Origin of the sequence: Roseateles paludis (assembly GCF_039872745.1) — a bacterium.
GTDB classification, from domain to species: Bacteria; Pseudomonadota; Gammaproteobacteria; order Burkholderiales; family Burkholderiaceae_C; genus Pelomonas; species Pelomonas paludis.
The window spans coordinates 632,721-654,496 of sequence record NZ_JBDPZD010000001.1 but is presented as its reverse complement, the minus strand read 5'-3'; the positions used below and the strand labels follow the sequence as shown (position 1 = coordinate 654,496).

The window sequence follows — 21,776 nt, the reverse complement described above, 5'->3', positions numbered from 1 at the left end:
GTCAACCGCCGAAGTTCTTGGTCAGCTTGCCGGTGGCATCCACGATGCCAGCCCCTTGCAATAGTTTCTTTGCAAAGGCAGGGTCAGTTTGCACGCGCTCACGCAACGCCTCCAAGGTGGGGCGCATCTCCGGGTCGCTCAAGCGCATATGCGGATTGCGCGCCAGGGCTTCGAGCGTCACCTTCGGGATAAAGCGTGGGGCGGTGGCCATGGTCCGATCCTCTCGAAGTAGAGGGCTTTTTTCGGTTCGATCCGCGACGGATCGAGGTCTGCTGGGCATTCTCTCATCATGCCCCACTGCTCACTTGAGCGAAGTTGACTAGACCGACAGTGCCAAGGGCAATGCAGGGTGTCAGTGTGCCGGGCCGCCGCCCTTACTTCATCGGGCAGGTGTTGAAGCCGAGGATCGAGTACAGCGGGCACATGCGCAGGCTGCCGGTGGCGAGTGGCACCACGCCGATATAGCCCCAGGGCCCGATCACGCCGGCCACGGCCAGGCCGATCAGGGCGAGGCCACCGACGATGCGGGCGATGCGGTCAATGCCGCCGACATTGGTCTTGAACATGCTGGGCTCCTTCAGAGTTCGATTGCGATGGACGCATGGTGCGCCGCACGGCGCCCAGCTTCAGTGACCGTGGTCACACAGGGCTTGAGCTATCGCAAGCCGCTTGCGCCTTGGGCCTGGACGGTGAGGGCCGCCGCGTCGGTGACGACCAGCTGCTCGCGGCCCAGCCGCACCCAGCCCTCGCGCTCAAAGCGGCGCAGCAGCCGGCTGACGATCTCGCGCACGGTGCCCAGCTCCTCGGCCAGCTGCTGGTGGGTGGCGTGGACCTCGGGCCCGCGTGCCAGCAGCAGGGCCGCCAGGCGCTGGTCGAGGCGCTGGAAGGCCACGGCCTCCACCAGGGCCATCAAGTCGGCCAGGCGCTCGGCCAGCAGGCCCATCACGAAGCGGCGCAAGGCGGGGTCGGTGTCGCACAGGCGCTCAAAGTCAGCGGGGCTGATGAGGCGCAGCTCGCAGTCGCTCCGCGCTTCGCCGTAGGCAGTGGCGGCACGCTGGGCAAACAAGCAGGTGGCCGAGACCACGCAGATCTCGCCCGGTTCGACACGGTAGAGCTCCAGGCTGCGGCCGTCGGGCGCGATGAGCCCCACGCGCACGCTGCCGGCCTCCACCACCGGGAAGCCCGGGCAGGGCTGGCCGGCATCGAAGAGCCGGGTGCCGGCGGGCACGCGCAGCAGCGGCGCCTGGGCGGCCAAGGCCCTGAGCGTGGCAAAGGGGGTGTCGGGCATGGCGGGATTGCAGCACGCCAGCCAAGCGCTCGGTTTGCGCCGCGTCAGCCCGTCAAGCCGACCCCGCGGAATGCTGTATTGAGCCCGCGTGACGGACCCGCTGCCTACACTCGGCCGCATGAAGCCGATCACCGTCCACCACCTCAACAACTCACGCTCGCAGCGCGTGCTCTGGCTGCTTGAAGAGCTGGGCCTGCCCTACGAGATCCAGCGCTACCAGCGCGACCCCAAGACCATGCTGGCGCCGCCCGAACTGCGCAGCGTGCACCCGCTGGGCAAGTCGCCGGTGATCACTGACGGCAAGCTCACGCTGGCCGAGAGCGGCGCCATCCTCGAGTACCTGGTGGACCGCCACGGCCAAGGCCGCTTCAAGCCCACCGACGAAGCCGACCTGCTGCGCTACCGCTACTTCATGCACTTCGCCGAGGGCTCGGCCATGCCGCCGCTGCTGCTCAAGCTGATCTTCGACAAGGTCGCCAGCGCCCCCATGCCCTTCTTCGCCAAACCCATCGCCAAGGGCATCGCGGCCAAGGTGCTGGGCACGGTGGTGCAGCCCAACATCGACGCGCAGCTCAAGTTCCTGGAAGCCGAGCTGGCCTCGCGGCCGTGGTTTGCCGGCGCCGCATTCAGCGCCGCCGACGTGCAGATGAGCTTCCCCCTCGAAGCCGCCGCTGCCCGGGGCGGGTCGATGGCGGCCTACCCCAAGCTGCGAAAGTTTCTGGACCGCATCCATGAGCGGCCGGCGTACCAGAGGGCGTTGGAGCGGGGTGGAAGGTATGAGTTGTTGAGTTGAGGGGTGAGGGACTTACGACTTCGGCCTTGATGCCGAGTTCCGTAGGCGGGCAAGCCGTCACAAGTACTTCTGACCCCTAAGCCAGCAGCGCTGCGCTGGCTGCTTGAAACGGACTCAACGCGACCACACAGATCCTTTGCAAGTGTCCATAGGATGACCTCGCTTCAAACTCTTTAGCGAGCGTCATATGTCAATCAATCGGCAAGGTCCACAGAAGACAAAAGGCTGGCTGTATCAGGGCCACCAAATGTGGGTCCGACCGTTTCTTCACGCCGATGGCACTTTCTCCGTCAGCGCCTGGGGATCAAAGAACGGCGGTTTCGTATTCCACTTGAGCAGATCTAGTCTCGACGACGCCCAGCCTACCCTTGAGGCTGCCATTCAAGAGGGGATGCGGCTGGGCCGCGAGGCTGTCTCGCTCTCCGGGAGCGCTGACCTCCCAATGTTCCACGAATGCGCCTTTGACGAGCCGCTCTCGCATTCGTGTTCGACCTAGGGCGATGGCAAGGCATGGGTACATATTGGCCGGCCATTTCTTTATACAAGCCCCCTGTCCCCGGCTGGCCGCAGGGGTGACTTATCCACACCCCCTCTCTAAAATTCGCCCCTTTTGCGACTGCCGCCTGGTCACCGGAGCGGAACCCCCTCCCCCATGCTCTATCCCAAGGAATTCGATGTCATCGTCGTCGGCGGTGGCCATGCCGGCACGGAGGCTGCGCTGGCAGCCGCGCGCATGGGCGCGCAGACCCTGCTGCTGACGCACAACATCGAGACCCTGGGGCAGATGAGTTGCAATCCGAGCATCGGGGGCATTGGCAAGGGCCACCTGGTGAAGGAGGTGGACGCGCTGGGTGGGGCGATGGCGCTGGCGACGGACGAGGGCGGGATCCAGTTCCGCATCCTCAACGCCAGCAAGGGCCCGGCCGTGCGGGCCACGCGGGCGCAGGCGGACCGCATCCTCTACAAGGCCGCCGTGCGCCGGATGCTGGAGAACCAGCCGAACCTGCAGCTCTTCCAGCAGGCGGTGGACGATCTGATGGTGGAAGGCGACCGCGTGGTAGGCGCCCTCACGCAGGCGGGCATTGCCTTCCGCGCCCGGGCGGTGGTGCTGACGGCGGGGACCTTTCTGGACGGCCGCATCCACGTCGGCCTGCAGAACTACAGCGCCGGCCGCGCGGGTGACCCGCCGGCCGTCAGCCTCTCAAGCCGGCTCAAGGAGCTGAAGCTGCCGCAGGGCCGGCTCAAGACGGGCACGCCGCCGCGCCTGGACGGCCGCACCATCGACTTCAGCCGCTGCCAGGCCCAGCCGGGTGACGGCATGCCGGGCGTGGACACACCGATGCCGGTGTTCAGCTTCATGGGCCGCGCCAGCATGCACCCCGAGCAGCGGCCCTGCTGGATCACGCACACCACGCTGCGCACGCACGAGATCATCCGCAGCGGCTTTGACCGCAGCCCGATGTTCACGGGCGTGATCGAGGGCGTGGGCCCGCGCTACTGCCCGAGCATCGAGGACAAGGTCAACCGCTTTGCGGACAAGGACTCGCACCAGATCTTCCTGGAGCCCGAGGGTCTGACCACGCACGAGTTCTACCCGAACGGCATCTCCACCTCCCTGCCCTTCGACATCCAGCTGGCCGCCGTGCGCAGCATCCCGGGCCTGGAGAACGCCGACATCCTGCGCCCCGGCTACGCCATCGAGTACGACTACTTCGACCCGCGCGAGCTCAAGAGCAGCTTCGAGACGCGGGCCATCCAGGGCCTGTTCTTTGCCGGCCAGATCAATGGCACGACGGGCTACGAGGAAGCGGCGGCGCAAGGCCTGTTCGCCGGCCTGAACGCGGCGCTGCAGGTGCGCGGTGATGCACCCTGGGTGCCGACGCGCGACCAGGCCTACCTGGGCGTGTTGGTGGACGACCTCACCACCCAGGGCGTGACCGAGCCCTACCGGATGTTCACCAGCCGCGCCGAGTTCCGCCTGCAGCTGCGCGAGGACAACGCCGACGCGCGCCTGACCGAGGTTGGCCGCCAGCTGGGCCTAGTGGACGACGCGCGTTGGGATGCCTACTGCCGCAAGCGCGACGCGGTTTCACGTGAAACAGAGAAGCTGAAGTCCACCTGGGTCCACCCCGGCATCCTGGCGGCTGCCGATGCCGAACGCCTGGTGGGCAAGGCGCTGGAGCGTGAATACAACCTGATCGACCTGCTGCGCCGCCCGGGCGTCGGCTTCGACACGATTGCCGAAGTCGTCCGCTTGGCCAAGCCTGAGATGACAGGTTCCGTCGCTGTTTCACGTGAAACCCTGGCCGCCGAGCTGGGCTCCGAGCTGGCCGACCTCGTCGCCGAGCAGCTGGAAATCAGCGTCAAGTACGCCGGCTATATCAGCAAGCAGGTGGACGACGTGGCCCGCGCCGCGCACTTTGAGCACCTCAAGCTGCCCGACGAGCTGGACTACAGCGCCGTCCATGCCCTCTCCTTCGAGGTCCGGCAGAAGCTGAACAAGCACCGGCCCGAGACCCTGGGCCAGGCCTCGCGCATCTCGGGCGTGACCCCGGCGGCCATCTCGCTGCTGCTGGTCCACCTCAAGAAGGGCAAGTTCAAGGGCTTTACCAGCAGCGCTACGCAAGCGTCGGCGGCTGCATGAGGGCGACGCTTGAAGCCGCGGCCCAGGCACTGGGCCTGGACCTCTCGCCCGCGCAAGTCGACCAACTGCTCGCCTACCTGGCCCTGCTCCAGAAGTGGAACAAGGTCTACAACCTCACGGCCGTGCGCAACCCGGCCGAGATGCTGACCCACCACCTGATCGACAGCCTCTCGGTGATCGGGCCGCTGCTGCGGCACGGAGCACCCAGCCGGTTGATGGATGTCGGGGCCGGCGGCGGTTTGCCGGGCGTGGTGATCGCCATCTGCTGCCCGGGGACTGACGTGACTTGCGTCGATGCCGTCGCCAAGAAGGCGACCTTCATCCAGCAGGTGGCGGCAGAGCTCAAGCTGCCCAATCTGCGCGGCGTCCACAGCCGGGTCGAGCAGCTGCAGGTGCCGCCCTTTGGTGTCATCACCTCGCGCGCTTTTGCCTCGCTGGCCGACTTCACCGCCCTCACCCGCCAGCACCTCACTTCGGATGCCGTCTGGATGGCCATGAAGGGCCAGCACCCGGCCGACGAGATCGCCGCCCTGCCGGCCGACGTCGAGGTGTTTCACGTGGAACAGCTGCAGGTGCCCGGGCTGGATGCCCAGCGCTGCATCATTTGGATGCGCCCAAAAGCCTGAGCCCAGGCCCAGTTTCACGGGTCAGCCCGAGCCCTCAGCGCCCGCTGCCCGGCTACGATGCCGGCTCACCGGAACCCCGCACCATGGCCAAGATTTTCTGCATCGCCAACCAAAAGGGCGGCGTCGGCAAGACCACCACCACCGTCAATCTCGCCGCCGGCCTGGCCAAGGTCGGGCAGCGCGTGCTGGTTGTCGACCTCGACCCCCAGGGCAATGCCACCATGGGCTCGGGTGTGGACAAGCGCAAGCTGGAGCTGACGGTCTACGACGTGCTGCTGGAGTCCGCCTCCATCGCCGAGGCAAAGACCCGCGCCGACAAGGCCGGCTACGACATCCTCGGCGCCAACCGCGAGCTGGCCGGGGCCGAGGTCGAACTCGTTGAGCTGGAGCGCCGCGAGGCTCGCTTGAAGAGCGCGCTGGCCGAGGCCGCCCCCGACTACGACTTCATCCTCATCGACTGCCCGCCCTCGCTGTCCATGCTCACGCTCAACGGCCTGTGCAGCGCTCATGGCGTCATCGTGCCAATGCAGTGCGAATACTTCGCGCTCGAAGGCCTGACCGACCTGGTCAACACCATCAAGCAGATCCACGCCAACCTCAACCCCGACCTGCAGATCATCGGCCTGCTGCGCGTGATGTTCGACCCTCGCATCACCCTGCAGCAGCAAGTCAGCGACCAGCTCAAGGCGCACTTCGGCAACAAGGTGTTCGACACGGTGATCCCCCGCAACGTCCGCCTCGCCGAAGCCCCCAGCTACGGCCTGCCCGGCGTCGTCTTCGACCCCAGCTCCAAGGGCGCCGTCGCCTTTGTCGAGTTCGCGAAGGAGATGGTGGCGCGCATCGGGTCGATGAAGTGAAGCTGCGCGCCTTGGCGCCAGACGACGCGCCCGCCGTAGCCGCCCTCCACGCCACCAGCTGGCGCAGCGCCTACCGAGGCATCGTGCCGGACGCCTTCTTGGATCACGACGTGGTCGCCGATCGGCAGGCGGTATGGGCCGCGCGCCTGCAGACCGACCCCTCGCCCCAAGCCTTGGGCCATGTGATCGAAGACGCCGGCACCGGGGAGCTGATCGGCTTTGCCTACGCGCTGCGCGGCCACGACCCGGTCTGGGGCACCCTGGTGGACAACCTGCACGTCCACCCTGCCCACAAGGGCCGGGGCCTGGGGCGGCAGCTGCTGCAGGCCGTGGCGCGCAGCCTGGCGCCGCCGCACAGCGCCCAGCCGCTGCACCTCTGGGTGCTCGACGCCAACGAACCGGCCAAGCGCTTCTACGCCCGGCTTGGGGCCGAGTTCGCCGAGCGGTCCATGAGTTCGCCCTTTGGCGGCGTGCCGCTGCCCGAGTGGCGCTGTGTGTGGCGTGATCCGGCCACGCTGCTTCTCAATGACTGACGCCCTCGCCCTCCGCGCCGAACTTGCCGGCCTCAACGCCAGCGCCCCGCCCCAGCAGACTGAGGTCGATGGCTGGCTGATCCGGCTCTCGCCCGGCAAGGCCAAGCGCTCGCGCTGCATCAATGCCCTGAAAGCGGGCAGCTTGCCGGTGGACGAGGTGCTGGCCCGCTGCCAGCGCAGTTTTGACGCTGCCGGCCTGCCCTTCATCGTGCGGCTCACGCCCTGGAGCCAGCCTGCGGACCTGGATGAGCGCCTCGCCGCCAAAGGCTGGGCGGCGTTTGATGCGGCCGATGTGCTGGTGCTGGAGCACCTCGTGCCCGACCCCGCGCCAGCCCGGCTCACGGCGCTCGACGCCGCCGCCTACGCCGCCACCGTGGGCGCTCTGCGCGGCTCGTCGGCCACCGCGATTGCGGCGCATGCCCAGCGCACCGCTAACGCGCCCGTCCCCTACCAGGGCTTCGGCCTTTTTGATGAAGCCGGCGAGCTGCTGGCCTGCGGCCAGATCGTGCTCGAAGGGCCGCTCGTGGGCCTCTATGACATCGCCTCAGCCCGCCCGCGCCAGGGCCATGCCGAGAGCCTGTGCCGCGCCCTCCTGGCCACGGCCTACGCCCAAGGTGCACGCGAGGCCTACCTGCAAGTCGGTTGCGACAACGACGCCGCGCAGGCGCTCTATCGCAAGCTCGGCTTCACCTGGGCCTACCGCTACCACTACCGCAGCCCGGCTGCCGTGGTGGATTGAGTGAGGCCTAACGCCCCAACGAGCTGACGTCGATCGCCTTCACGCCGGCCACCAATTGCTTCGCAAAAAAGGCCTGGGTGTGAGGCTCCTGCATATGACTCTGCAGCGCCGCTGCGCTCTCGAAGTGCTCCAACAGCACGAAATCCTCCGCCTCGCTCAGCGCCTGGAAGAGCGTGAAGGCCACGCAGCCGGGCTCGCGCCGCGTGGCGGCCTCCAGCGCCAGCAGGGCTTCGCGCAGCTCGGCCGCGCGGCCTGGGTGGCCCACGACACGGGCGAGCTTGAGGACGGGGGCGGTGCTGGACATCGGTGTCTCCCTGTAAGGCGCCCTGCGGCGCAGGACGAAGGGGCGCATGCTGTCACGGGCTGCGCTTGAGCGTTCACGGCACGGGGGCTTTCGGGAGCTGATAGGGCGTGTCCTTCAACCCGCCCAGGCCTGAGCCTGGATTGAGGGACGCCGCAACCCGCCTGCGGCCCTTGGCCTCCCACGTTTGCAGGTCGCCCCATCGCCAGGATGGCGCGTTGCTGGGCGACCATTTCTTGGCCCTTTTCTCGGCTCGTTCATGCCACCCGCTCATGACCCACCTTGCCCGTACCGCTCGCGCCGCCCTGGCCTTCTGCCTGACCCTGTCCTTCGCCGCTGCGGCTCTGGCCGCCGCACCCAAGGCCGATGTCTCGGGGGGCGCTGACCACCCCGTCCTCAAGCGCTTCACCGGCAGCGTGCTGGCGGGCTACGCCCAGCAGGACTGGGACCAGCGCAGCTTCCCCGACGCCAGCGGCGTGTCCAAGTCCGAGAGCAAATTTGCCAGCCCCGTCCAGCTGGAGGGCAAGGTGACGCGGCTCTTCTACGTGTCGCCCGTGGGCAAGAGCCCGCTGGAGGTGTTCCGCAACTACCAGCAGGCCTTGAACGGCGCCGGTTTCAAGACCACCTGGCAGTGCGAGAGCGAGGCCCAGGGCTGCACCAAGGCCTACTTCGCGCTCAATGGGTACGAGCGTGCCAAGGGCATGGCCTGGGCGGCCGGCGACCTGCCCTCGGCCGAACCCGGCAGCCGCAGCGCCTGGCCGCTGGCGATGTCGATCAGCCATGACCAGGCGCGCATGCTGGTGGGCACGCTGCAAAACGCCGGGCGCTCGCTGCACCTGCTGCTCTTCACCTCGGTGGCCAGCGTGGCCGAGACCCAGCGCGCCGTAACCTACATCGAGATCGTCGAGCCCAAGGCCATGACCACGGGCCAGGTCACCGTGGACGCCAAGGCCATGGCCAGCGGCCTGCTCGCCGAGGGGCATATCGCCCTCACCGGCCTTTACTTCGACACCGGCAAGACCGAGCTCAAGCCCGAGTCCCAGGCCCAGCTCGACGCCATGCTGGCCCTGCTCAAGACCCAGCCCGCGCTCAAGGCCTATATCGTCGGTCACACGGACAACGTCGGCAGCTTCGATGCCAACGAGAAGCTCAGCCAGGGCCGCGCCCAGGCCGTGGTGGCCGCACTCGTCAAGGCCGGCGTCGATGCCAAACGCCTGCAAGCCAAGGGTGTGGCCAGCCTGGTGCCCGTGGCCGCCAATGCCGACGACGCTGGCCGCGCGCGCAACCGGCGCGTGGAGCTGGTGGCGCAGTAAGACTCAGGCCGCGCGCAGCACCTGCTCGCGCAGGTAGCTAGGGCCAGTAGCGATGCGCTGGCCGTAGGAGCGCTCGGCGTCAGACCCCGCCGGCCAGCAGCTGGCAAAGCGTTGCGCCCAGCGGGCGGTGTCGTAGGCGATGCGGCACAGGCTCAGGTGCAAGCCCTGGGCGTTGACGCTGGCCAGCGTGGCGCTGGGGCCAAGCGGCGCGGTGGCGATGCGCGTGCACAGCCCCGTCAGCTCGCCAGCCACGTTAGGCATGCCGGCCGCGCCGTTGTTCAGCAGCCAGTGCTCGTCGCCCAGGGCCTGCATCACGGGCAGGCAGCTGTGGCTGCTGGCCCAGTGCTGCACGCCGGCCTCGGTGCAGGCCGCACGCGCGGCGCGTCGGGCGTCGGGCTGGCTAAGCGCCTCCTGCGAGAAGCTCCAGCCCGCCAGCGAATGCGCATCGCCGTGCACGATGCCGATGGGCACGCCGCCCACCTCGGCGCGCAAGAACGGCGGCAGCGCCGCCAGCTGCGCCCGCGTGCCCTCGGGCACCACGCCATGCAGGCGCTGGATGATGCGGTTGCTGTAGTCCACGGTGGCGTCGCCCACCCAGTCGGGGTAGCCACAGCCGCAGCCGTTGTCGGCCAGCTGGTCGCGCGCCAGTTCGGTCTCGACATTGCCGCGCGTGGCGTGGTGCTGCGCCACGCCGGCCTGGAGGGTGGCGAACCACGCAGGCTCGGCGTCAAACCAATGGAAGTCGCCATTGAAGACCAGCGCCTTGCGCGGCGCGGGGTCGGCATCAAAGGCGGCCTGCAGCGCGGCCAGCGCGTCCAGGTTGCCGTAGAGCCCACCCACCACCCAGAGCGCATCAAGGCCTTGCAGTGCGGGCCGCAGCGGCGCGACAGCGATGTCGCGGGGCTGGTAGCGGTAGTCGAGGGGGCAGCTGCGTCCGGCGGTCATGGGGTGGAGGGCGTCAACAAGGGGTGGAAGTTGTGCGGCGCATCGGCGGCGGCCGTCGCGTCGTCAGCCGGTGCAGCGCGGTAGAGCGCACGCAGCGCCTGCTGCAGGGCGGGGCTGTCGTCCACCGCCGCGTCCAGCACGATGCGGCCGTCGCGCAGCCCGATCACGCGGGTGGCCACCAGGGGCAGCAGCTCCAGCTGGTGCAGCACGGTGACGAGGGCGCCCGACCCTGCGGCCTGCTGCAGCCAGGCACAGGCCTGTTCGGCGGCGCGGGGGTCGAGCTGGGCGGTGGCTTCGTCAGCCAGCAGCAGCAGCGGGCGTTGCAGCGCGGCGCGTGCGATGGCCACGCGCTGGCGCTCGCCGCCCGAGAGCTTGTCGGCCCGCGTGTGCGCATGGCGGCGCAGGGCCAGGCGGTCCAGCCAGGCGTCGGCCTCGGCTTCGATGCTGGCCGGATAAAAGCCCCAGGCGCCCCAGGCACCGCAGCGCGCCAGCGCGCCGGTCAGTACGTTGTCACGCGCGCTCAGGCGGCCCACCAGGGGCGCGCCCTGCGGCACCACGGCCAGGCGGGCACGCTCGCGCAGCAACTGCGTGGGGGCCAGGGCTTGCCCGAGCAGCTCAACCCGGCCCTGCCAGGGCGCCGGGGCCTGGCCGGCCAGCACGCGCAACAGCGTGCTCTTGCCCGCACCGTTGGGCCCTACCAGGGCCACGCGCTCCTGGGCGCCGATGCGCAGCGTGGCAATGTCCAGCAGCCGCCGGGGCCCGAGCTGCAGTTGCAGGCCTTGGATGTCGATCACAGCAGGCGCTCCCGCAGTCGGTGTGAGACGCTGTCGAACACCGTGACCAGTGCGATCACCACCAACAGCAGCGTCGCCAGGCGCGGCCACTGGAAGAGGCTCACCGCCTCGCTGATCAACAGGCCCAGGCCGCCTGCGCCAATCAGGCCCAGCACCGTCGAGTCGCGGAAGTTGAACTCCCACAGGTAGAGGTGGTGGCTGACGAACTGCGGCGCCACCTGCGGCAGCACCGCGCGGCCAAACACCTGCAGCGGCGTGGCGCCGGTGGCGCGCACGGCCTCGATGGCCTCGCCGTCGAGCGACTCGATGCTCTCGGCAAACAGCTTGCCGTAGGTGCCCAGGCTGTGCAGCGCAATGGCCAGGATGCCCGCCATCGGCCCCAGCCCCACGATGCCCACGAGCAGCAGGCCGAACACCAGCGTGTGCACCGCGCGCGTGGCGCCCAGCAGGCCCCGTGCGGCGCGCTGTGCCCACAGCGGCGCGTGCAGCCGGCGTGCCGCCAGCAGGGCCAGCGGCAGCGCCAGCACCGCGGCGAGCAGCGACCCCAGCGTGGCGATCTGGAAGGTCGTCCACGCACCGCGCGCCACAGCCAGCAGGAAGCTGGCTTCGGTGGCGCGCGCATCGTCCACGCGCAGCAGCCGGCCATCGTCGCTGCGGTACTCGATGCGCTCGGGGCCCCACCACAGGTCCAGAAAACTCGGCCGCGCCAGCTCGCCCACGGTGCGCGTGAGGTTGGCCCAGGGCGCGCGGCCGAAGTTCAGCTCCGATTGCGCAGCCAGGCCGCCCAAGCACAGGGCCAGCAGCAGCACGTAGGCAGCAGTGAACCAGCGCAGGCGCACGTCAGTGCCCCTCCCCGCTGAATCGCGTGAGCAGTGCGTGCTTTGGGCCGAGCGCCGGGCCGCCCCAAGCCGGCCCGTTGGAGGCTGTCAGCGGCTCAATGCCGCTGACAGCCGCATCCCCTCGGGGGATCGGCCAGGCTCGCCCGCGTTCAGCGAGGCGCGAGTGGACGAGGGGCGAACTCATCGCTTTGGTGTGAGCTTGCCGGTGGCCAAGCCGGCGTCGCGGATGGGCTTGTAGAAGGCGTTCTCCGCCGTGACAAAGCCCGTGTAGCGCGCGGGCAGCAGCGCCGGTTGCTTGGCCAGCAAGGGGCCTACCTCCACCAGCGCGGCTTGCAGCTTTTGCACAAAGGCGCGGTCAGTGAAGAGCCCCGCGCGCACGGCCACTGCGTCGTTGGGCAGCGGGGGCGATTGCCAGATCACGCGGCTCTGCTCGGCCTTGATCAGACCCTGGTCGATCATGGCGTTGCGGTTGCGGTTGTAGTCGGCCCCGGCGTCGAGCTGGCCGGCGGCCACTTGGGTCTCGATGGCTTGGTGCTTGGTGTAGAGCACGCGGGCGAAGTGCTTCTCGGGGTCCAGCCCCTGCTGCAGGAAGAAGTGCAGCGGGATCAGGTAGCCCGAGGTCGAACCCTTGTCGCCAAAGGCAAAGGAGAGGCCCCGGCCCTTGGGGCCGGTCAGGTCTTGCGCGCTGCTGAGGCCTGAGCCCGGGTGCGTGACGATGAGCGCGTGGTACTCGGGCTTGCCTTCGTAGAGGATGGTGGCCACCGCCTGCGCGCCGGCCTCGTGGTTGGCAAGCACATAGCCCCAGGGGCCCATCAGCGCGATGTCGGTCTCGCCGCTGGCCAGGCTCTTGGCCAGGCCCTCCCAGGTGTCCACGGTGCGCAGCTGCACGGGCCGGCCCAGGCGCGCGGCCAGGTGCTCGGCCAGCGGGCGGTAGGTGGCGTCGTTCTTCTCGCGGTCGGGCTGGAACAGGCCCACGCCAAACACCAGCGGGGCCGGCGCAGTGGGCGCTTGGGCCCAGGTGCTGAGTGAGGAGCTGAGCGAGGCGCCTGCGAGCAGCAGGCCGGCAAAGAGGCGGCGAGTCAAGGTCATGGTGCTTGATGAGCGATGGATGAAAAGCGGTGCATGAAGCGGTGGTCCAGCCAGTCCTTCCACCAGCCCACGGCGCGGCCTTGCGCGGCCAGCCAGTGGCCACGGCTCGCAATGGCACGGCCATCGGGCAGGGCCAGCAGGGCGAGCGTGTCGCGCTGGGGTTGGTGGGCCTGGAGCGGCTGGCCGCGCACGGCGGCGCGCAGGTTGTGCGCCAGCGTGGGCGCCATGCGCACGGCGCGCACGCCGGACTTGCCGAGCGGCGGCGTGAAGGCGGCGCTGTCACCGGCCGCGAAGACGTTGTCGTGCGAGGTGGACTGCAGGCTGGGGCGCACGGCCGCATAGCCGTCCGCGCTCAGTTGCAGACCGCATTGCGCCAGCCAGTCGGGCGGCTCCGCCCCGGCGGCCCACAGCAGCCAGCTACCGGGGGCGCTGTCGCCCAGCTGCCAGCGTGTGCCGGCCTTGAGCTGCACACCGGCGCGCTGCAGCGCAGCCTCGGCGCGGCGCACCACGCCAGCGTTGTGGCCGGGCAGCAATCGCGCGCTGCTGCAAAAGAGGCGCGGTGTGACGGCCCTATCAGGCCGCAGCGTGCGTAGCCGGTGCAGGGCGGCCAGCATCACCTCCACGCCCGCTGCGCCGCCGCCCACCAAGTCGAGCGCGATCGGGCCTTCGCCCCGTTGCCACTCGGCCAGCCGCATGGGCCATTCGGCCAGCAGGCGCGGCAGCGGGCGCAGCGCCAGCACTGGGCCTGCGTGCGCCGGGGCGTGCAGGGTCGAGCCGGTGTTGATGGACAGCAGGTCGTAGCGCAGCGCGCCGGCGTGGGCGAGCATCAGCACGCGCCGATCGGGGTCCAGGCCGGTGGCCTCGTCGATCACGAGGCGCGCGCCGGCCGCGTGGCACAGCGCGGCGAGATCCAGCGTCAAGGCTTCCGGCGCGATGCGGCCTGCCAGCCAGGCCGGCACCAGGCCCGAGTAGCAGGCCTCGCGCTGCGGGCTGATGAGCACGACGTCCAGCCCCGCCATCGGGGCCCAGGCCAGCAGCGTCAAGGCATGCGCATGCCCGCCGCCCAGCAGCACGAGGCGCGCGGGGGTTGCGACTGTCATGCCAGCCATCCTTCAGGCAGGTGGGCCAGGTCGGTCGGCTCGTCGATGTCCGACACCGCCGGCAGCTCGTGCCAGCGCAGGCCCAGGCGCTGCAGGCGCGCGCGGGTGTCGGCCATCACGCGGTCGGTGCTCCAGGTCATGCCCTCAAAGAGTTCGGGCCAGCTGCGCCCGCGCAGGCCCACCAGCGCATAGCCGCCGTCCAGCGCGGGCACAAACACCGCGTCGTGTCGCAGCAGGGCCTTGGCTGCGCTGCGCAGCAGGCTGCGGTCGAGGGCCGGCGCGTCGGTGCCCACCAGCAAGGCCAGCGGGTGTGTGGCCAGCGCGTCGGACAGGGCCGTGTGCATGCGCAGGCCCAGGTCGCCGCTGGACTGCGCGCCCAGGCGCAGGCTCGCCGCATAGCCCTTGAAGGCCGGGTGCGTGGCGTCGGGCGCGCCTAGCAGACGCACTTCACCCAGGCCTGCGGCCAAGGCTTCGGTCACCGTGTGGTCGAGCAACTGCATGGCCACAGCTGCCGCTCCTGCAGGCCCCAACGCCGGGATGAGGCGCGTCTTGGCAAAGCCCGCGACCGGGGCCTTGGCCAGGATGGTGATGCTGGCGTCCTTCACCGGTACGCCTCCCAAAGGCTTTGGGCCGACGCGCCGCGCCAGTAGCGCCAGCGCAGCAGCCACATCAGCACGATGGTGCGCAGCGGCCCGCGCTCGTCCCAGCGGCGGCCCGAGGTGGTGACGCGCGCGCGCAGGCAGGCCGGGCGGTGGCCGGCGGCGAGCAGGCGCTTGCTGAGTTCGATGTCCTCCATCAGCGGCTGGCCGGGGAAACGGCCGAGCTTCTCGAACACCGCCCGCCGCACAAACATCGCCTGGTCGCCCGTGGCGATGCCGGTCCAGCGCGAGCGCAGGTTCATCAAGAAGCCGACGACGGGCAGCCAGCGCGAGCGGCCGTCGATGCGCACATCAAAGCGGCCCCAGGCCGCGCCGCTGGCCAGGGCCTGGGTGATCAGGCGGTCAGCATCCGGCGGCAGCGTCGTGTCAGCGTGCAGGAAAAGCAGCACCTCGCCCCTCGCCACCGCAGCCCCCGCGTTCATCTGCCGCGCGCGGCCGCGTGGGGCTTCGATCACGCAGTCCACAAACGGCGCCGCCAGCTCGCGGCTGCAGTCCCCCGACCCACCGTCGGCCACGATCAACTCCACGCCGCGTGTGCGCAGTGGTTGCAGGGCCGCCAGCAGCGCGGGCAGGCGTGCGGCTTCGTTCAGCGCCGGGATGACGATGGCGATCTGCATCACCCGCGCTCCCAGTCGTGGAAGCGCTTGATCCAAGCCAGCAGCTTCTCGGGCGCATGCGCGCGCTTCCAACTGCCGGCCGCGTACTTGTTGGCCTCGACCCAGGTGGGGTAGGCGTGGATGGTGCCAAGGATCTTGGAGAGGCCCAGGCCGTGCTTCATGGCGAGCACGAACTCGGCGAGCAGCTCGCCCGCGTGCGCGCCCACGATGGTGGCGCCGAGGATGGTGTCGCTGCCCGGCGCGGTGAGCACTTTCACAAAGCCCTGCGTGGCGCCCTCGGTGATGGCGCGGTCCAGCTCGTGCAGCTCGAAGCGGGTCACTTCAACGGCGATGTGCTGCTCGGCCGCCTCGGCCTCCGACAGCCCGACGCGGGCGACCTCGGGGTCGGTGAAGGTGACCCAGGGCACCACGCGGTAGTCCACCGCGAAGCGTTTGAAGCGGCCGAACAGCGCGTTCACTGCCGCGTACCAGGCCATGTGCGCGGCGGTGTGCGTGAACTGATAAGGCCCGGCCACGTCGCCCACTGCGTAGAGGTTGGGGTACTTGGTGGACTGCAGCTGCGCGTTGACGTCGACCGTGCCGCGCTTCGTGAGCGGCACACCGAGTTCTTCGAGGCCGAAGCCGGTGACGCGCGCCTGCCGGCCCACGGCCACCAGGATCGCGTCGAACTCCAGTGCCAGCTCATGCCCGGCGTGCTCGACCCACAGGCGCTGCACGTCGCATGCGCGGTCGGCCCGCAGCGCGCGGTGGCCGCACAGCACTTGCACGCCGTCGCGTTCGAGCTGCGCCTGCACGAGGTTTGAGACCTCGGCGTCCTCGCGGCCCATCAGGCGCGGCGCCATCTCTACCTGCGTGACGGCCACGCCGAGCCGCGCAAAGGCCTGCGCCAGCTCGCAGCCAATCGGCCCGCCGCCCAGCACCAGCAGGCGGCGCGGGGCCTCGGTCAGTTGCCAGACGGTGTCCGAGGTCAGCACGCTCACGTTGGCCAGGCCGGGTATGGGCGGGACAAAGGGCTGTGCGCCGGTGGCGATGACGATGTTGGGCGCGGTGAGGCGCGTGCGGCCGTCGATCTCGACCGTCCAGGGGTCCACGAGGCGCGCATGGCCGGGCACCACGTCCACGCCCAGGGCCGTGTAGCGCTCGACCGAGTCGTGCGGCTCGATGTCGGCCACCACGCGGCGCACGCGGGCCATCACGGCGGCGAAGTCCACCTGGGGCGTGGCCGGTGCAAGCCCAAAGGCGGACGCCTCGCGCAGCGCCTGCGCGGCGTGCGCCGAGCGGATCAAGGCCTTGCTTGGCACGCAGCCGGTGTTGAGGCAGTCGCCACCCATGCGGTGGCCTTCGATCAGCGTGACCTTGGCCTTGACGGCGGCGGCGATGTAGCTGGTGACCAGGCCACCGGCACCGGCGCCGATGACGATGAGGTTGCGATCGAAACGCCGGGGCCGCTTGAAGCCCGCATAGGCGCGGCGTGCCTCGATGCTGCGCATCACCGCCTTGGCGATCAGCGGGAAGAGGCCCAGCAACACGAAGGACGCGAGCAGCCCGGGCGAGAGCACGTCGGCCGGCCGCGCAATGCCGGCCAGCTGCGTGCCCGCGTTCACGTAGACGGCCGTGCCGGGCAGCATGCCAAGCATCGAGACCCCGGCATAGGGCAGCGCGCGCATGGGCGTGAGGGCCATCAAGAGGTTGACGAGCCAGAACGGGAACAGCGGCACCAGGCGCAGGCTCAGCAGGTAGACCCAGCCCTCCTTCTTGAAGCCCTCATTCAGCGCCTTGAGCCGCTCGCCAAAGCGGCGCTGCACGGCATCGCGCAACAAGTAGCGCGCAGCCAGGAAGGCCAGCAGCGCGCCCAGCGTCGATCCCACCGACACCAGCACCAGGCCGTGCGCAAAGCCAAACAGCGCGCCTCCCGCCAGCGTCAGCACCACGGCGCCGGGCAGCGAGAGGGCGGCTGCTGCCACGTAGATGGCGACAAAGACCAGGCTGCTCAGCAGCGGCTCGGCCGCCACGCGCGCTTGCAGCGCAGCCTGGCGGGCCTTGAGGGCGTCGAGGCTCAGCGCATCGGCCACGCCCAAGTGCCGCGCCAGCAGCCATGCCGCGAACAGCGCCGCGACGACGAGCAGCAAGCGCTTCATCACGCCGCCAGCGCGCCGCCGCAGCTGGAGCCCTGCCCGGCCGTGCAGCCGTAGCAGTGCTGCGCCACGCGGATGGCATCGCCCGCGTTGTCGGCCGTCAGCAGCTCGCGCAGGTGGCGGCGCGCGGCGGGCAGCTTGAGCATCTGGTTGAAGTCGCAGTCGTAGAGGTCGCCCTGGTAGTCCACGCTCACCAGGCTGCGGCACATCACCGTGTCGAGGTTCTCGGGCCGGTAGGCGTCCTGCAGCAGCTGCAGGTAGCCACGGAACTTGCCCTGGCTGATCAGCATGCTGCCGAAGCGCTGGATGGGCATGTTGGCCAGCGCAAAGAGCTGGTTGAAGACGATGCCGAAGTGCGCGCCCAGCTCGCGCTTGTAGTCCGCCTCCAGCGGGCCTTGTGCGGGCGGCAGGCTGGGGCCTTGGGGGTTGTAGACGAGGTTGAGTGTGAGGCCCGTTTCAGGCTGGCCATAGCCCAGGGCATTGAGCCTTTGCAGCCCGCTGATCGAGCGGTCAAACACGCCGTCGCCGCGTTGGCGGTCCACCCGCTCGGCGCTGTAGCAGGGAAGTGAGGCGGTGACCTCGACGCCCTGCGCGGCCAGGAAGTCGGCCAGGTCTTCGTAGCCGGGCTCCGAGAGGATGGTCAGGTTGCAGCGGTCGATCACGCGCACGCCGCGTGCCCGTGCGGCCTCAACGAGGCGACGGAAGTGCGGGTTCATTTCGGGCGCGCCGCCGGTGAGATCCAGCAGCGCGACGCGACGTGCCACCAGCACCTCAATGACCAGGTCCACGGTCTCGGCGTCCATCATCTCGGTGCGCTGCGGGCTGGCCGCCACGTGGCAGTGCACGCAGCTTTGGTTGCAGCGATAGCCGAGGTTGACCTGCAGGGTGTCGAGCGGGCGGCGGCGCAGGGCCGGGAAGTCGGTGGCTTGCAGCAGGGGCAGCGTGGCGTGCATGGCGGTGCGATCAGCAGCGTGAGGTGCCAACAAGTACGCACGGCCGGGCCGATTGGTTACCGACTCCTAGAATCTTTTTGCCCCCTCGTTCGCGTGTAACCCTTTTGCGCCCCTCGTCGTACTTGCATGTCGTCTGCCACCCCAGAAGCCTTTGAGGCCGAACTCCGGCCCTGCTGGGACCGTGGCCAGGCGGGTGACGAGGCGGCCTACCGGCAGGCCTTGACGCTCATTGCGCAGCGGCTGCGCGGCTATCTGCGCCGCCGCATGTTGGACACACCGGACGAGGTCGAGGACATGGTGCAAGAGGTGCTGCTGTCGCTGCATGCCCACCGCGGCAGCTATGACGGCTCTGTGCCGCTCAGCGCCTGGGTGCAGGCGATTGCGCGGCACCGCCTCATCGACCACTGGCGCCGCCAGGGCCGCCGGCCCGAGATGCAGACCTTGCCCGACGACGAGGCTGCCTGGGGCGAGCTGGCCGTCGATGCCCAGGCCCCGCAGCACGAGGCGCGGCGTGACCTGCGCCAGCTGCTCCAGACCCTGCCCGACGCCCAGCGCCGGTCCATCGAACTCGTCCACCTGGCCGGCATGACCCATGCCGAAGCGGCCACCGCCACCGGCGCCACCGAGGCTGCCGTCAAGGTGCAGGTGCATCGCGGGCTCAAGCGCCTGGCCGCGTGGGTGAAAGGCTCCGCATGAAGACCGACCAGCTCATCGCCCAGCTCGCCCAAGGCGCCGGGCCAGCACCGCGCGAGTCGCTCACGCGCCTGGTGCCCGGCATGCTCGCGGGCCTGCTCGTGGCGGCGGCCGTCACGGTCGGCCTCGTCGGGCCGCTGCCGGCCCATGAGTTCGCCACGCCGCTTCCGTGGATCAAGCTGGGGCCCGCCTTCCTGCTGCTGGCCCTGGCCTGGGCTTGGGTGCAGCGCAGCGCGCGGCCGGCCAGCCGGGTGCTGCCGGTGCGGCGCCGCGTGCTGGGCTGCTGGGCCCTGCTCATCGTGCTCGGCCTGCTCAGCCTGACGCGCCTGCCCGAAGGCGCGCGGATGAAGGCCCTGATGGGCGCCACCTGGTATGTCTGCCCCTGCATGCTGACCATGCTCTCCGTGCCGGGGCTGCTGCTGATGCTGCGTGCCGCGCGCGGGCTGCCCGCCGGCAACGCGCGGCAAACGGGCGCGGCGCTCGGCTTCCTGGCGGGCTGCATCTCGGCCATCGGCTACTCGCTCGCCTGCCCCGAGGCCAGCCCCGCCTTCGTGGCCCTGTGGTACTCGGGCGGCCTCGTCTCCACCACGGTGCTGGGCGCCCTGCTCGGGCCCCGCTGGCTGCGATGGTGAGCCTGGCCCTGCTGCTCGCCGCCCAGCTGGTGGCGGCGTCCTGGGGCGAGGACGCCGGCTGGCGCGAGGTGAAGTTCGGCTCGCTCAAGGGCAACCGCTTCGAGGCGCGAGCGGCCAGCGGCGACGAGCCCGCGCGCCTCGTCATCGACTCGCAGGCCAGCATGTCGCTGTGGGCTCGGCCCGTCAGCGTGGACCTGGCGCAGACGCCCGTCCTGTGCTGGCGCTGGCGTGTCAGCCATGCGCTAAAGAGCGCCGACATGGCCACCAAGGCGGGCGACGACTACGCCGCGCGCGTCTACGTGGCCTTCAGCCTGCCGCGCGAGTCGCTCGACTGGGGCACCCGCACCAAGCTCGCGCTGGCGCGCAAGATCTATGGCGACACCGTGCCCGATGCCGCCCTCAACTACGTCTGGGACAACCGGAACGCAGAGGGCCACAGCGCCCCCAATGCCTACACCGCCCAGACCCGCATGGTGGTGCAGCGCACGGGCGCCGCGCAGGCCGGCCGCTGGGTGCACGAGTGCCGCGACCTGCGGGCCGACGCCGCCAAGTGGCTACCGCCCGGCGCCAAGCCCGTGATGCTGGCCGTGGCGGCCGACACCGACAACACCGGTGAGCAGGTGACGGCCGAGTTTGCCGAGATCAGCCTGCACGCGGCCGATCCGCGCGCCGGTCAGCCTTAGACCAGGCCCAGGCTTTCCTCGACGCCCAGATGCACGTTCATGCTCTGCACCGCCGCGCCGCTGGCGCCCTTGCCGAGGTTGTCGAGCCGCGCGATCAGCAGCACTTGCGTGTCGGAGGCGAAGGTGAACACGTCCACCCGGTTGGTGTCATTGCAGGCCTGCACGTCGAGGAAACCGCCCTCCAGCGTGGCCGCATCGCGCAGCGGCATCACGTTGATGAAGCGCTCGCCCGCGTAGTGCGCGGCCAGGGCGGCTTGCACCGCCTCCGGCGTGGTGCCGGGCTTGAGCTGGCTCAGGTGCAAGGGCACGCTCACTGCCAGGCCCTTGTAGAAGCTGCTCACGATGGGCATGAAGACCGGCGGCGTGGCCAGGCCTGTGTGGGCGGCCATCTCGGGCAGGTGCTTGTGCTTGAGCGCCAGGCCATAGGGCCGGGGCGCGGTCAGGTGGGCCGGCAGCGGCTGCTGCTGGTACTCGGCAATCATGCTTTTGCCGCCGCCGGAGTAGCCGGTGATGGAGGTGGCGCTCACCGCCGCCTCGCGCGGCAGCAGGCCGGCGTCCACCAGCGGCCGCACCGCCAGGATGAAGGCGCTGGCGTGGCAGCCCGGGTTGGCAATGCGCTTGCTGGCGCGGATGGCGTCGCGCTGGCCCCGGGCCAGTTCGGGCAGACCAAAGGCCCAGCCGGGCACCGTGCGGTGGGCGGTGCTGGCGTCGATCAGGCAGGTGTTGGGGTTGGTCGTCAGCTGCGCGGCCTCGCGCGAGGCGGCGTCGGGCAGGCACAAAAAGGCCACGTCGGCGGCGTTCAGCAGCCGGGCGCGCTCGGTGGCGTCCTTGCGCTTGTCGGGGTCGATCTTCAAGACCTCGATGTCGCGGCGCGCGGCCAGATACTCGTGAATGCGCAAGCCCGTCGTGCCTTCCTGGCCGTCCACGAACACCTTGAAAACCATTTCCGCCACTCCTCAAGAACAAGGCCCAAAGGATAAGGGAAGACCATGACAAACCCCCTTCGTGTTTTGATCCTGCCCGGTTGGCAGAACTCCGGCCCCGCCCACTGGCAAAGCCGCTGGGAGGCGCTTTACGGCGACACCCGCGTCGAGCAGGCCGACTGGATGACCCCGCGCCGGGGCGACTGGATGGCCCGGCTCGACGAGGTGCTGCTGGAGACCGAAACGCCCGCCCTGCTCGTTGCCCACTCCCTCGGCTGCCAGCTGGTGGCCGCCTGGGCTGACCACTCCCAGCACACCGCCCGCGTCGCCGGCGCCCTGCTCGTGGCCCCGCCCGATACCGAGCGGCCCGACATGCCGCCCCAGCTCCACAACTGGAAGCCCATCCGCCGCCCGCGCCTGCCCTTTGCGAGCATCGCCGTCGTCAGCACCGACGACCCCTACTGCAGCCTGGAGCGCGCCACCGAGATGACCCAGGCCTGGGGCAGCCGCGTCGTCGTCGCCGGGCCGCGTGGGCACCTCAATGGCGACTCGGGCCTGGGTGACTGGCCCGAAGGACGCGAGCTGCTGGACGCCCTGCGCACCTGAAGCCGAGGCTGACT

The 21,776-nt window shown here is 70.0% G+C and carries 25 protein-coding genes; 11 read left to right on the top strand and 14 right to left on the bottom strand.

Annotated elements, in window-relative coordinates:
* Position 1: 1 nt before the first annotated feature.
* The 3 genes from ABDJ85_RS03070 to ABDJ85_RS03060 all read right to left on the bottom strand — a co-directional run bounded on the left by ABDJ85_RS03070 (position 2) and on the right by ABDJ85_RS03060 (position 1,288).
* A complete protein-coding gene (locus ABDJ85_RS03070; protein WP_347703262.1) occupies positions 2 to 211 on the bottom strand; it encodes a hypothetical protein in 210 nt (69 codons plus the stop codon).
* Positions 212 to 374: 163 nt separating this feature from the next.
* The gene (locus tag ABDJ85_RS03065; RefSeq protein ID WP_347703261.1) at positions 375 to 566 is read right to left on the bottom strand and encodes a YgaP family membrane protein; all 192 of its coding nucleotides are present in this window, start codon (positions 564 to 566) and stop codon (positions 375 to 377) included.
* Positions 567 to 655: 89 nt separating this feature from the next.
* Positions 656 to 1,288 (bottom strand): Crp/Fnr family transcriptional regulator, encoded by a 633-nt coding sequence (locus ABDJ85_RS03060; protein ID WP_347703260.1) that lies wholly within the window; start codon positions 1,286 to 1,288, stop codon positions 656 to 658.
* Between the two features lie 118 nt (positions 1,289 to 1,406).
* Here ABDJ85_RS03060 and ABDJ85_RS03055 point away from each other — a divergent pair, with 118 nt between their 5' ends.
* From ABDJ85_RS03055 to ABDJ85_RS03030, 6 genes are all read left to right on the top strand, one after another.
* Positions 1,407 to 2,081: a glutathione S-transferase family protein gene (locus tag ABDJ85_RS03055; RefSeq protein WP_347703259.1), complete on the top strand. Its 675-nt coding sequence runs from the start codon at positions 1,407 to 1,409 to the stop codon at positions 2,079 to 2,081.
* Between the two features lie 652 nt (positions 2,082 to 2,733).
* Positions 2,734 to 4,725, top strand: coding sequence for a tRNA uridine-5-carboxymethylaminomethyl(34) synthesis enzyme MnmG (mnmG, locus tag ABDJ85_RS03050; RefSeq protein ID WP_347703258.1), 1,992 nt, complete (start codon positions 2,734 to 2,736; stop codon positions 4,723 to 4,725).
* Complete coding sequence (rsmG, locus tag ABDJ85_RS03045; RefSeq protein ID WP_347703257.1) at positions 4,722 to 5,351, top strand: 16S rRNA (guanine(527)-N(7))-methyltransferase RsmG; 630 nt, start codon at positions 4,722 to 4,724, stop codon at positions 5,349 to 5,351. Before mnmG ends, rsmG begins: the two co-directional genes overlap by 4 nt.
* Positions 5,352 to 5,434: 83 nt before the next feature.
* Positions 5,435 to 6,208, top strand: coding sequence for a ParA family protein (locus tag ABDJ85_RS03040; protein ID WP_347703256.1), 774 nt, complete (start codon positions 5,435 to 5,437; stop codon positions 6,206 to 6,208).
* An 11-nt stretch (positions 6,209 to 6,219) separates the two neighbouring features.
* Positions 6,220 to 6,741 carry a GNAT family N-acetyltransferase gene (locus ABDJ85_RS03035; protein ID WP_347703255.1) on the top strand — a complete coding sequence of 174 codons (522 nt, stop codon included), beginning with the start codon at positions 6,220 to 6,222 and terminating at the stop codon, positions 6,739 to 6,741.
* Entirely contained in the window at positions 6,734 to 7,480 is a 747-nt protein-coding gene (locus ABDJ85_RS03030) for a GNAT family N-acetyltransferase (protein WP_347703254.1), read from the top strand. Before ABDJ85_RS03035 ends, ABDJ85_RS03030 begins: the two co-directional genes overlap by 8 nt.
* A gap of 7 nt (positions 7,481 to 7,487) precedes the next feature.
* Here ABDJ85_RS03030 and ABDJ85_RS03025 read toward each other — a convergent pair whose 3' ends face one another.
* The gene (locus ABDJ85_RS03025; RefSeq protein WP_347703253.1) at positions 7,488 to 7,784 is read right to left on the bottom strand and encodes a putative quinol monooxygenase; all 297 of its coding nucleotides are present in this window, start codon (positions 7,782 to 7,784) and stop codon (positions 7,488 to 7,490) included.
* 269 nt (positions 7,785 to 8,053) lie between these two features.
* Between ABDJ85_RS03025 and ABDJ85_RS03020 the strand changes: the two genes are divergently transcribed.
* On the top strand, positions 8,054 to 9,094 hold the full coding sequence (locus ABDJ85_RS03020) for an OmpA family protein (RefSeq protein WP_347703252.1): 1,041 nt from the start codon (positions 8,054 to 8,056) through the stop codon (positions 9,092 to 9,094).
* Positions 9,095 to 9,097: 3 nt separating this feature from the next.
* On the opposite strand, the gene ABDJ85_RS03015 is transcribed toward ABDJ85_RS03020, so the two are convergent.
* From ABDJ85_RS03015 to arsS, 9 genes are all read right to left on the bottom strand, one after another.
* Positions 9,098 to 10,039 carry a hypothetical protein gene (locus tag ABDJ85_RS03015; RefSeq protein WP_347703251.1) on the bottom strand — a complete coding sequence of 314 codons (942 nt, stop codon included), beginning with the start codon at positions 10,037 to 10,039 and terminating at the stop codon, positions 9,098 to 9,100.
* The gene (locus ABDJ85_RS03010) at positions 10,036 to 10,833 is read right to left on the bottom strand and encodes a phosphonate ABC transporter ATP-binding protein (RefSeq protein ID WP_347703250.1); all 798 of its coding nucleotides are present in this window, start codon (positions 10,831 to 10,833) and stop codon (positions 10,036 to 10,038) included. The genes ABDJ85_RS03015 and ABDJ85_RS03010 overlap by 4 nt, the downstream gene beginning before the upstream one ends.
* A complete protein-coding gene (gene phnE, locus ABDJ85_RS03005; RefSeq protein WP_347703249.1) occupies positions 10,830 to 11,672 on the bottom strand; it encodes a phosphonate ABC transporter, permease protein PhnE in 843 nt (280 codons plus the stop codon). Before phnE ends, ABDJ85_RS03010 begins: the two co-directional genes overlap by 4 nt.
* Positions 11,673 to 11,852: 180 nt before the next feature.
* A complete protein-coding gene (locus ABDJ85_RS03000; RefSeq protein WP_347703248.1) occupies positions 11,853 to 12,761 on the bottom strand; it encodes a phosphate/phosphite/phosphonate ABC transporter substrate-binding protein in 909 nt (302 codons plus the stop codon).
* Positions 12,758 to 13,861 (bottom strand): FAD-dependent oxidoreductase, encoded by a 1,104-nt coding sequence (locus tag ABDJ85_RS02995; RefSeq protein WP_347703247.1) that lies wholly within the window; start codon positions 13,859 to 13,861, stop codon positions 12,758 to 12,760. The genes ABDJ85_RS03000 and ABDJ85_RS02995 overlap by 4 nt, the downstream gene beginning before the upstream one ends.
* Positions 13,858 to 14,466, bottom strand: a complete 609-nt coding sequence (locus tag ABDJ85_RS02990) for a TIGR04282 family arsenosugar biosynthesis glycosyltransferase (protein WP_347703246.1) — start codon at positions 14,464 to 14,466, stop codon at positions 13,858 to 13,860. Before ABDJ85_RS02990 ends, ABDJ85_RS02995 begins: the two co-directional genes overlap by 4 nt.
* Positions 14,463 to 15,137: a TIGR04283 family arsenosugar biosynthesis glycosyltransferase gene (locus tag ABDJ85_RS02985; protein ID WP_347703245.1), complete on the bottom strand. Its 675-nt coding sequence runs from the start codon at positions 15,135 to 15,137 to the stop codon at positions 14,463 to 14,465. Before ABDJ85_RS02985 ends, ABDJ85_RS02990 begins: the two co-directional genes overlap by 4 nt.
* A complete protein-coding gene (locus ABDJ85_RS02980) occupies positions 15,137 to 17,275 on the bottom strand; it encodes a dihydrolipoyl dehydrogenase family protein (RefSeq protein WP_347703244.1) in 2,139 nt (712 codons plus the stop codon). Before ABDJ85_RS02980 ends, ABDJ85_RS02985 begins: the two co-directional genes overlap by 1 nt.
* The gene (gene arsS / locus ABDJ85_RS02975) at positions 17,275 to 18,225 is read right to left on the bottom strand and encodes an arsenosugar biosynthesis radical SAM (seleno)protein ArsS (protein WP_347703243.1); all 951 of its coding nucleotides are present in this window, start codon (positions 18,223 to 18,225) and stop codon (positions 17,275 to 17,277) included. Before arsS ends, ABDJ85_RS02980 begins: the two co-directional genes overlap by 1 nt.
* Positions 18,226 to 18,351: 126 nt before the next feature.
* On the opposite strand from arsS, the gene ABDJ85_RS02970 reads away from it, so the two are divergent.
* From ABDJ85_RS02970 to ABDJ85_RS02960, 3 genes are read left to right on the top strand one after another with little or no spacing between them, the layout of a single operon-like run.
* Positions 18,352 to 18,921: a sigma-70 family RNA polymerase sigma factor gene (locus ABDJ85_RS02970; RefSeq protein ID WP_347703242.1), complete on the top strand. Its 570-nt coding sequence runs from the start codon at positions 18,352 to 18,354 to the stop codon at positions 18,919 to 18,921.
* On the top strand, positions 18,918 to 19,550 hold the full coding sequence (locus ABDJ85_RS02965) for an NrsF family protein (protein ID WP_347703241.1): 633 nt from the start codon (positions 18,918 to 18,920) through the stop codon (positions 19,548 to 19,550). The genes ABDJ85_RS02970 and ABDJ85_RS02965 overlap by 4 nt, the downstream gene beginning before the upstream one ends.
* A complete protein-coding gene (locus ABDJ85_RS02960) occupies positions 19,544 to 20,233 on the top strand; it encodes a DUF3047 domain-containing protein (protein ID WP_347703240.1) in 690 nt (229 codons plus the stop codon). The genes ABDJ85_RS02965 and ABDJ85_RS02960 overlap by 7 nt, the downstream gene beginning before the upstream one ends.
* Here the strand turns inward: ABDJ85_RS02960 and argC are convergent.
* Positions 20,230 to 21,177, bottom strand: coding sequence for an N-acetyl-gamma-glutamyl-phosphate reductase (gene argC, locus ABDJ85_RS02955; RefSeq protein ID WP_347703239.1), 948 nt, complete (start codon positions 21,175 to 21,177; stop codon positions 20,230 to 20,232). The two genes, ABDJ85_RS02960 and argC, sit on opposite strands and share 4 nt — an antisense overlap.
* Before the next feature lie 45 nt (positions 21,178 to 21,222).
* Here argC and ABDJ85_RS02950 point away from each other — a divergent pair, with 45 nt between their 5' ends.
* Positions 21,223 to 21,762 carry an RBBP9/YdeN family alpha/beta hydrolase gene (locus tag ABDJ85_RS02950; protein ID WP_347703238.1) on the top strand — a complete coding sequence of 180 codons (540 nt, stop codon included), beginning with the start codon at positions 21,223 to 21,225 and terminating at the stop codon, positions 21,760 to 21,762.
* Positions 21,763 to 21,776: the final 14 nt, after the last annotated feature.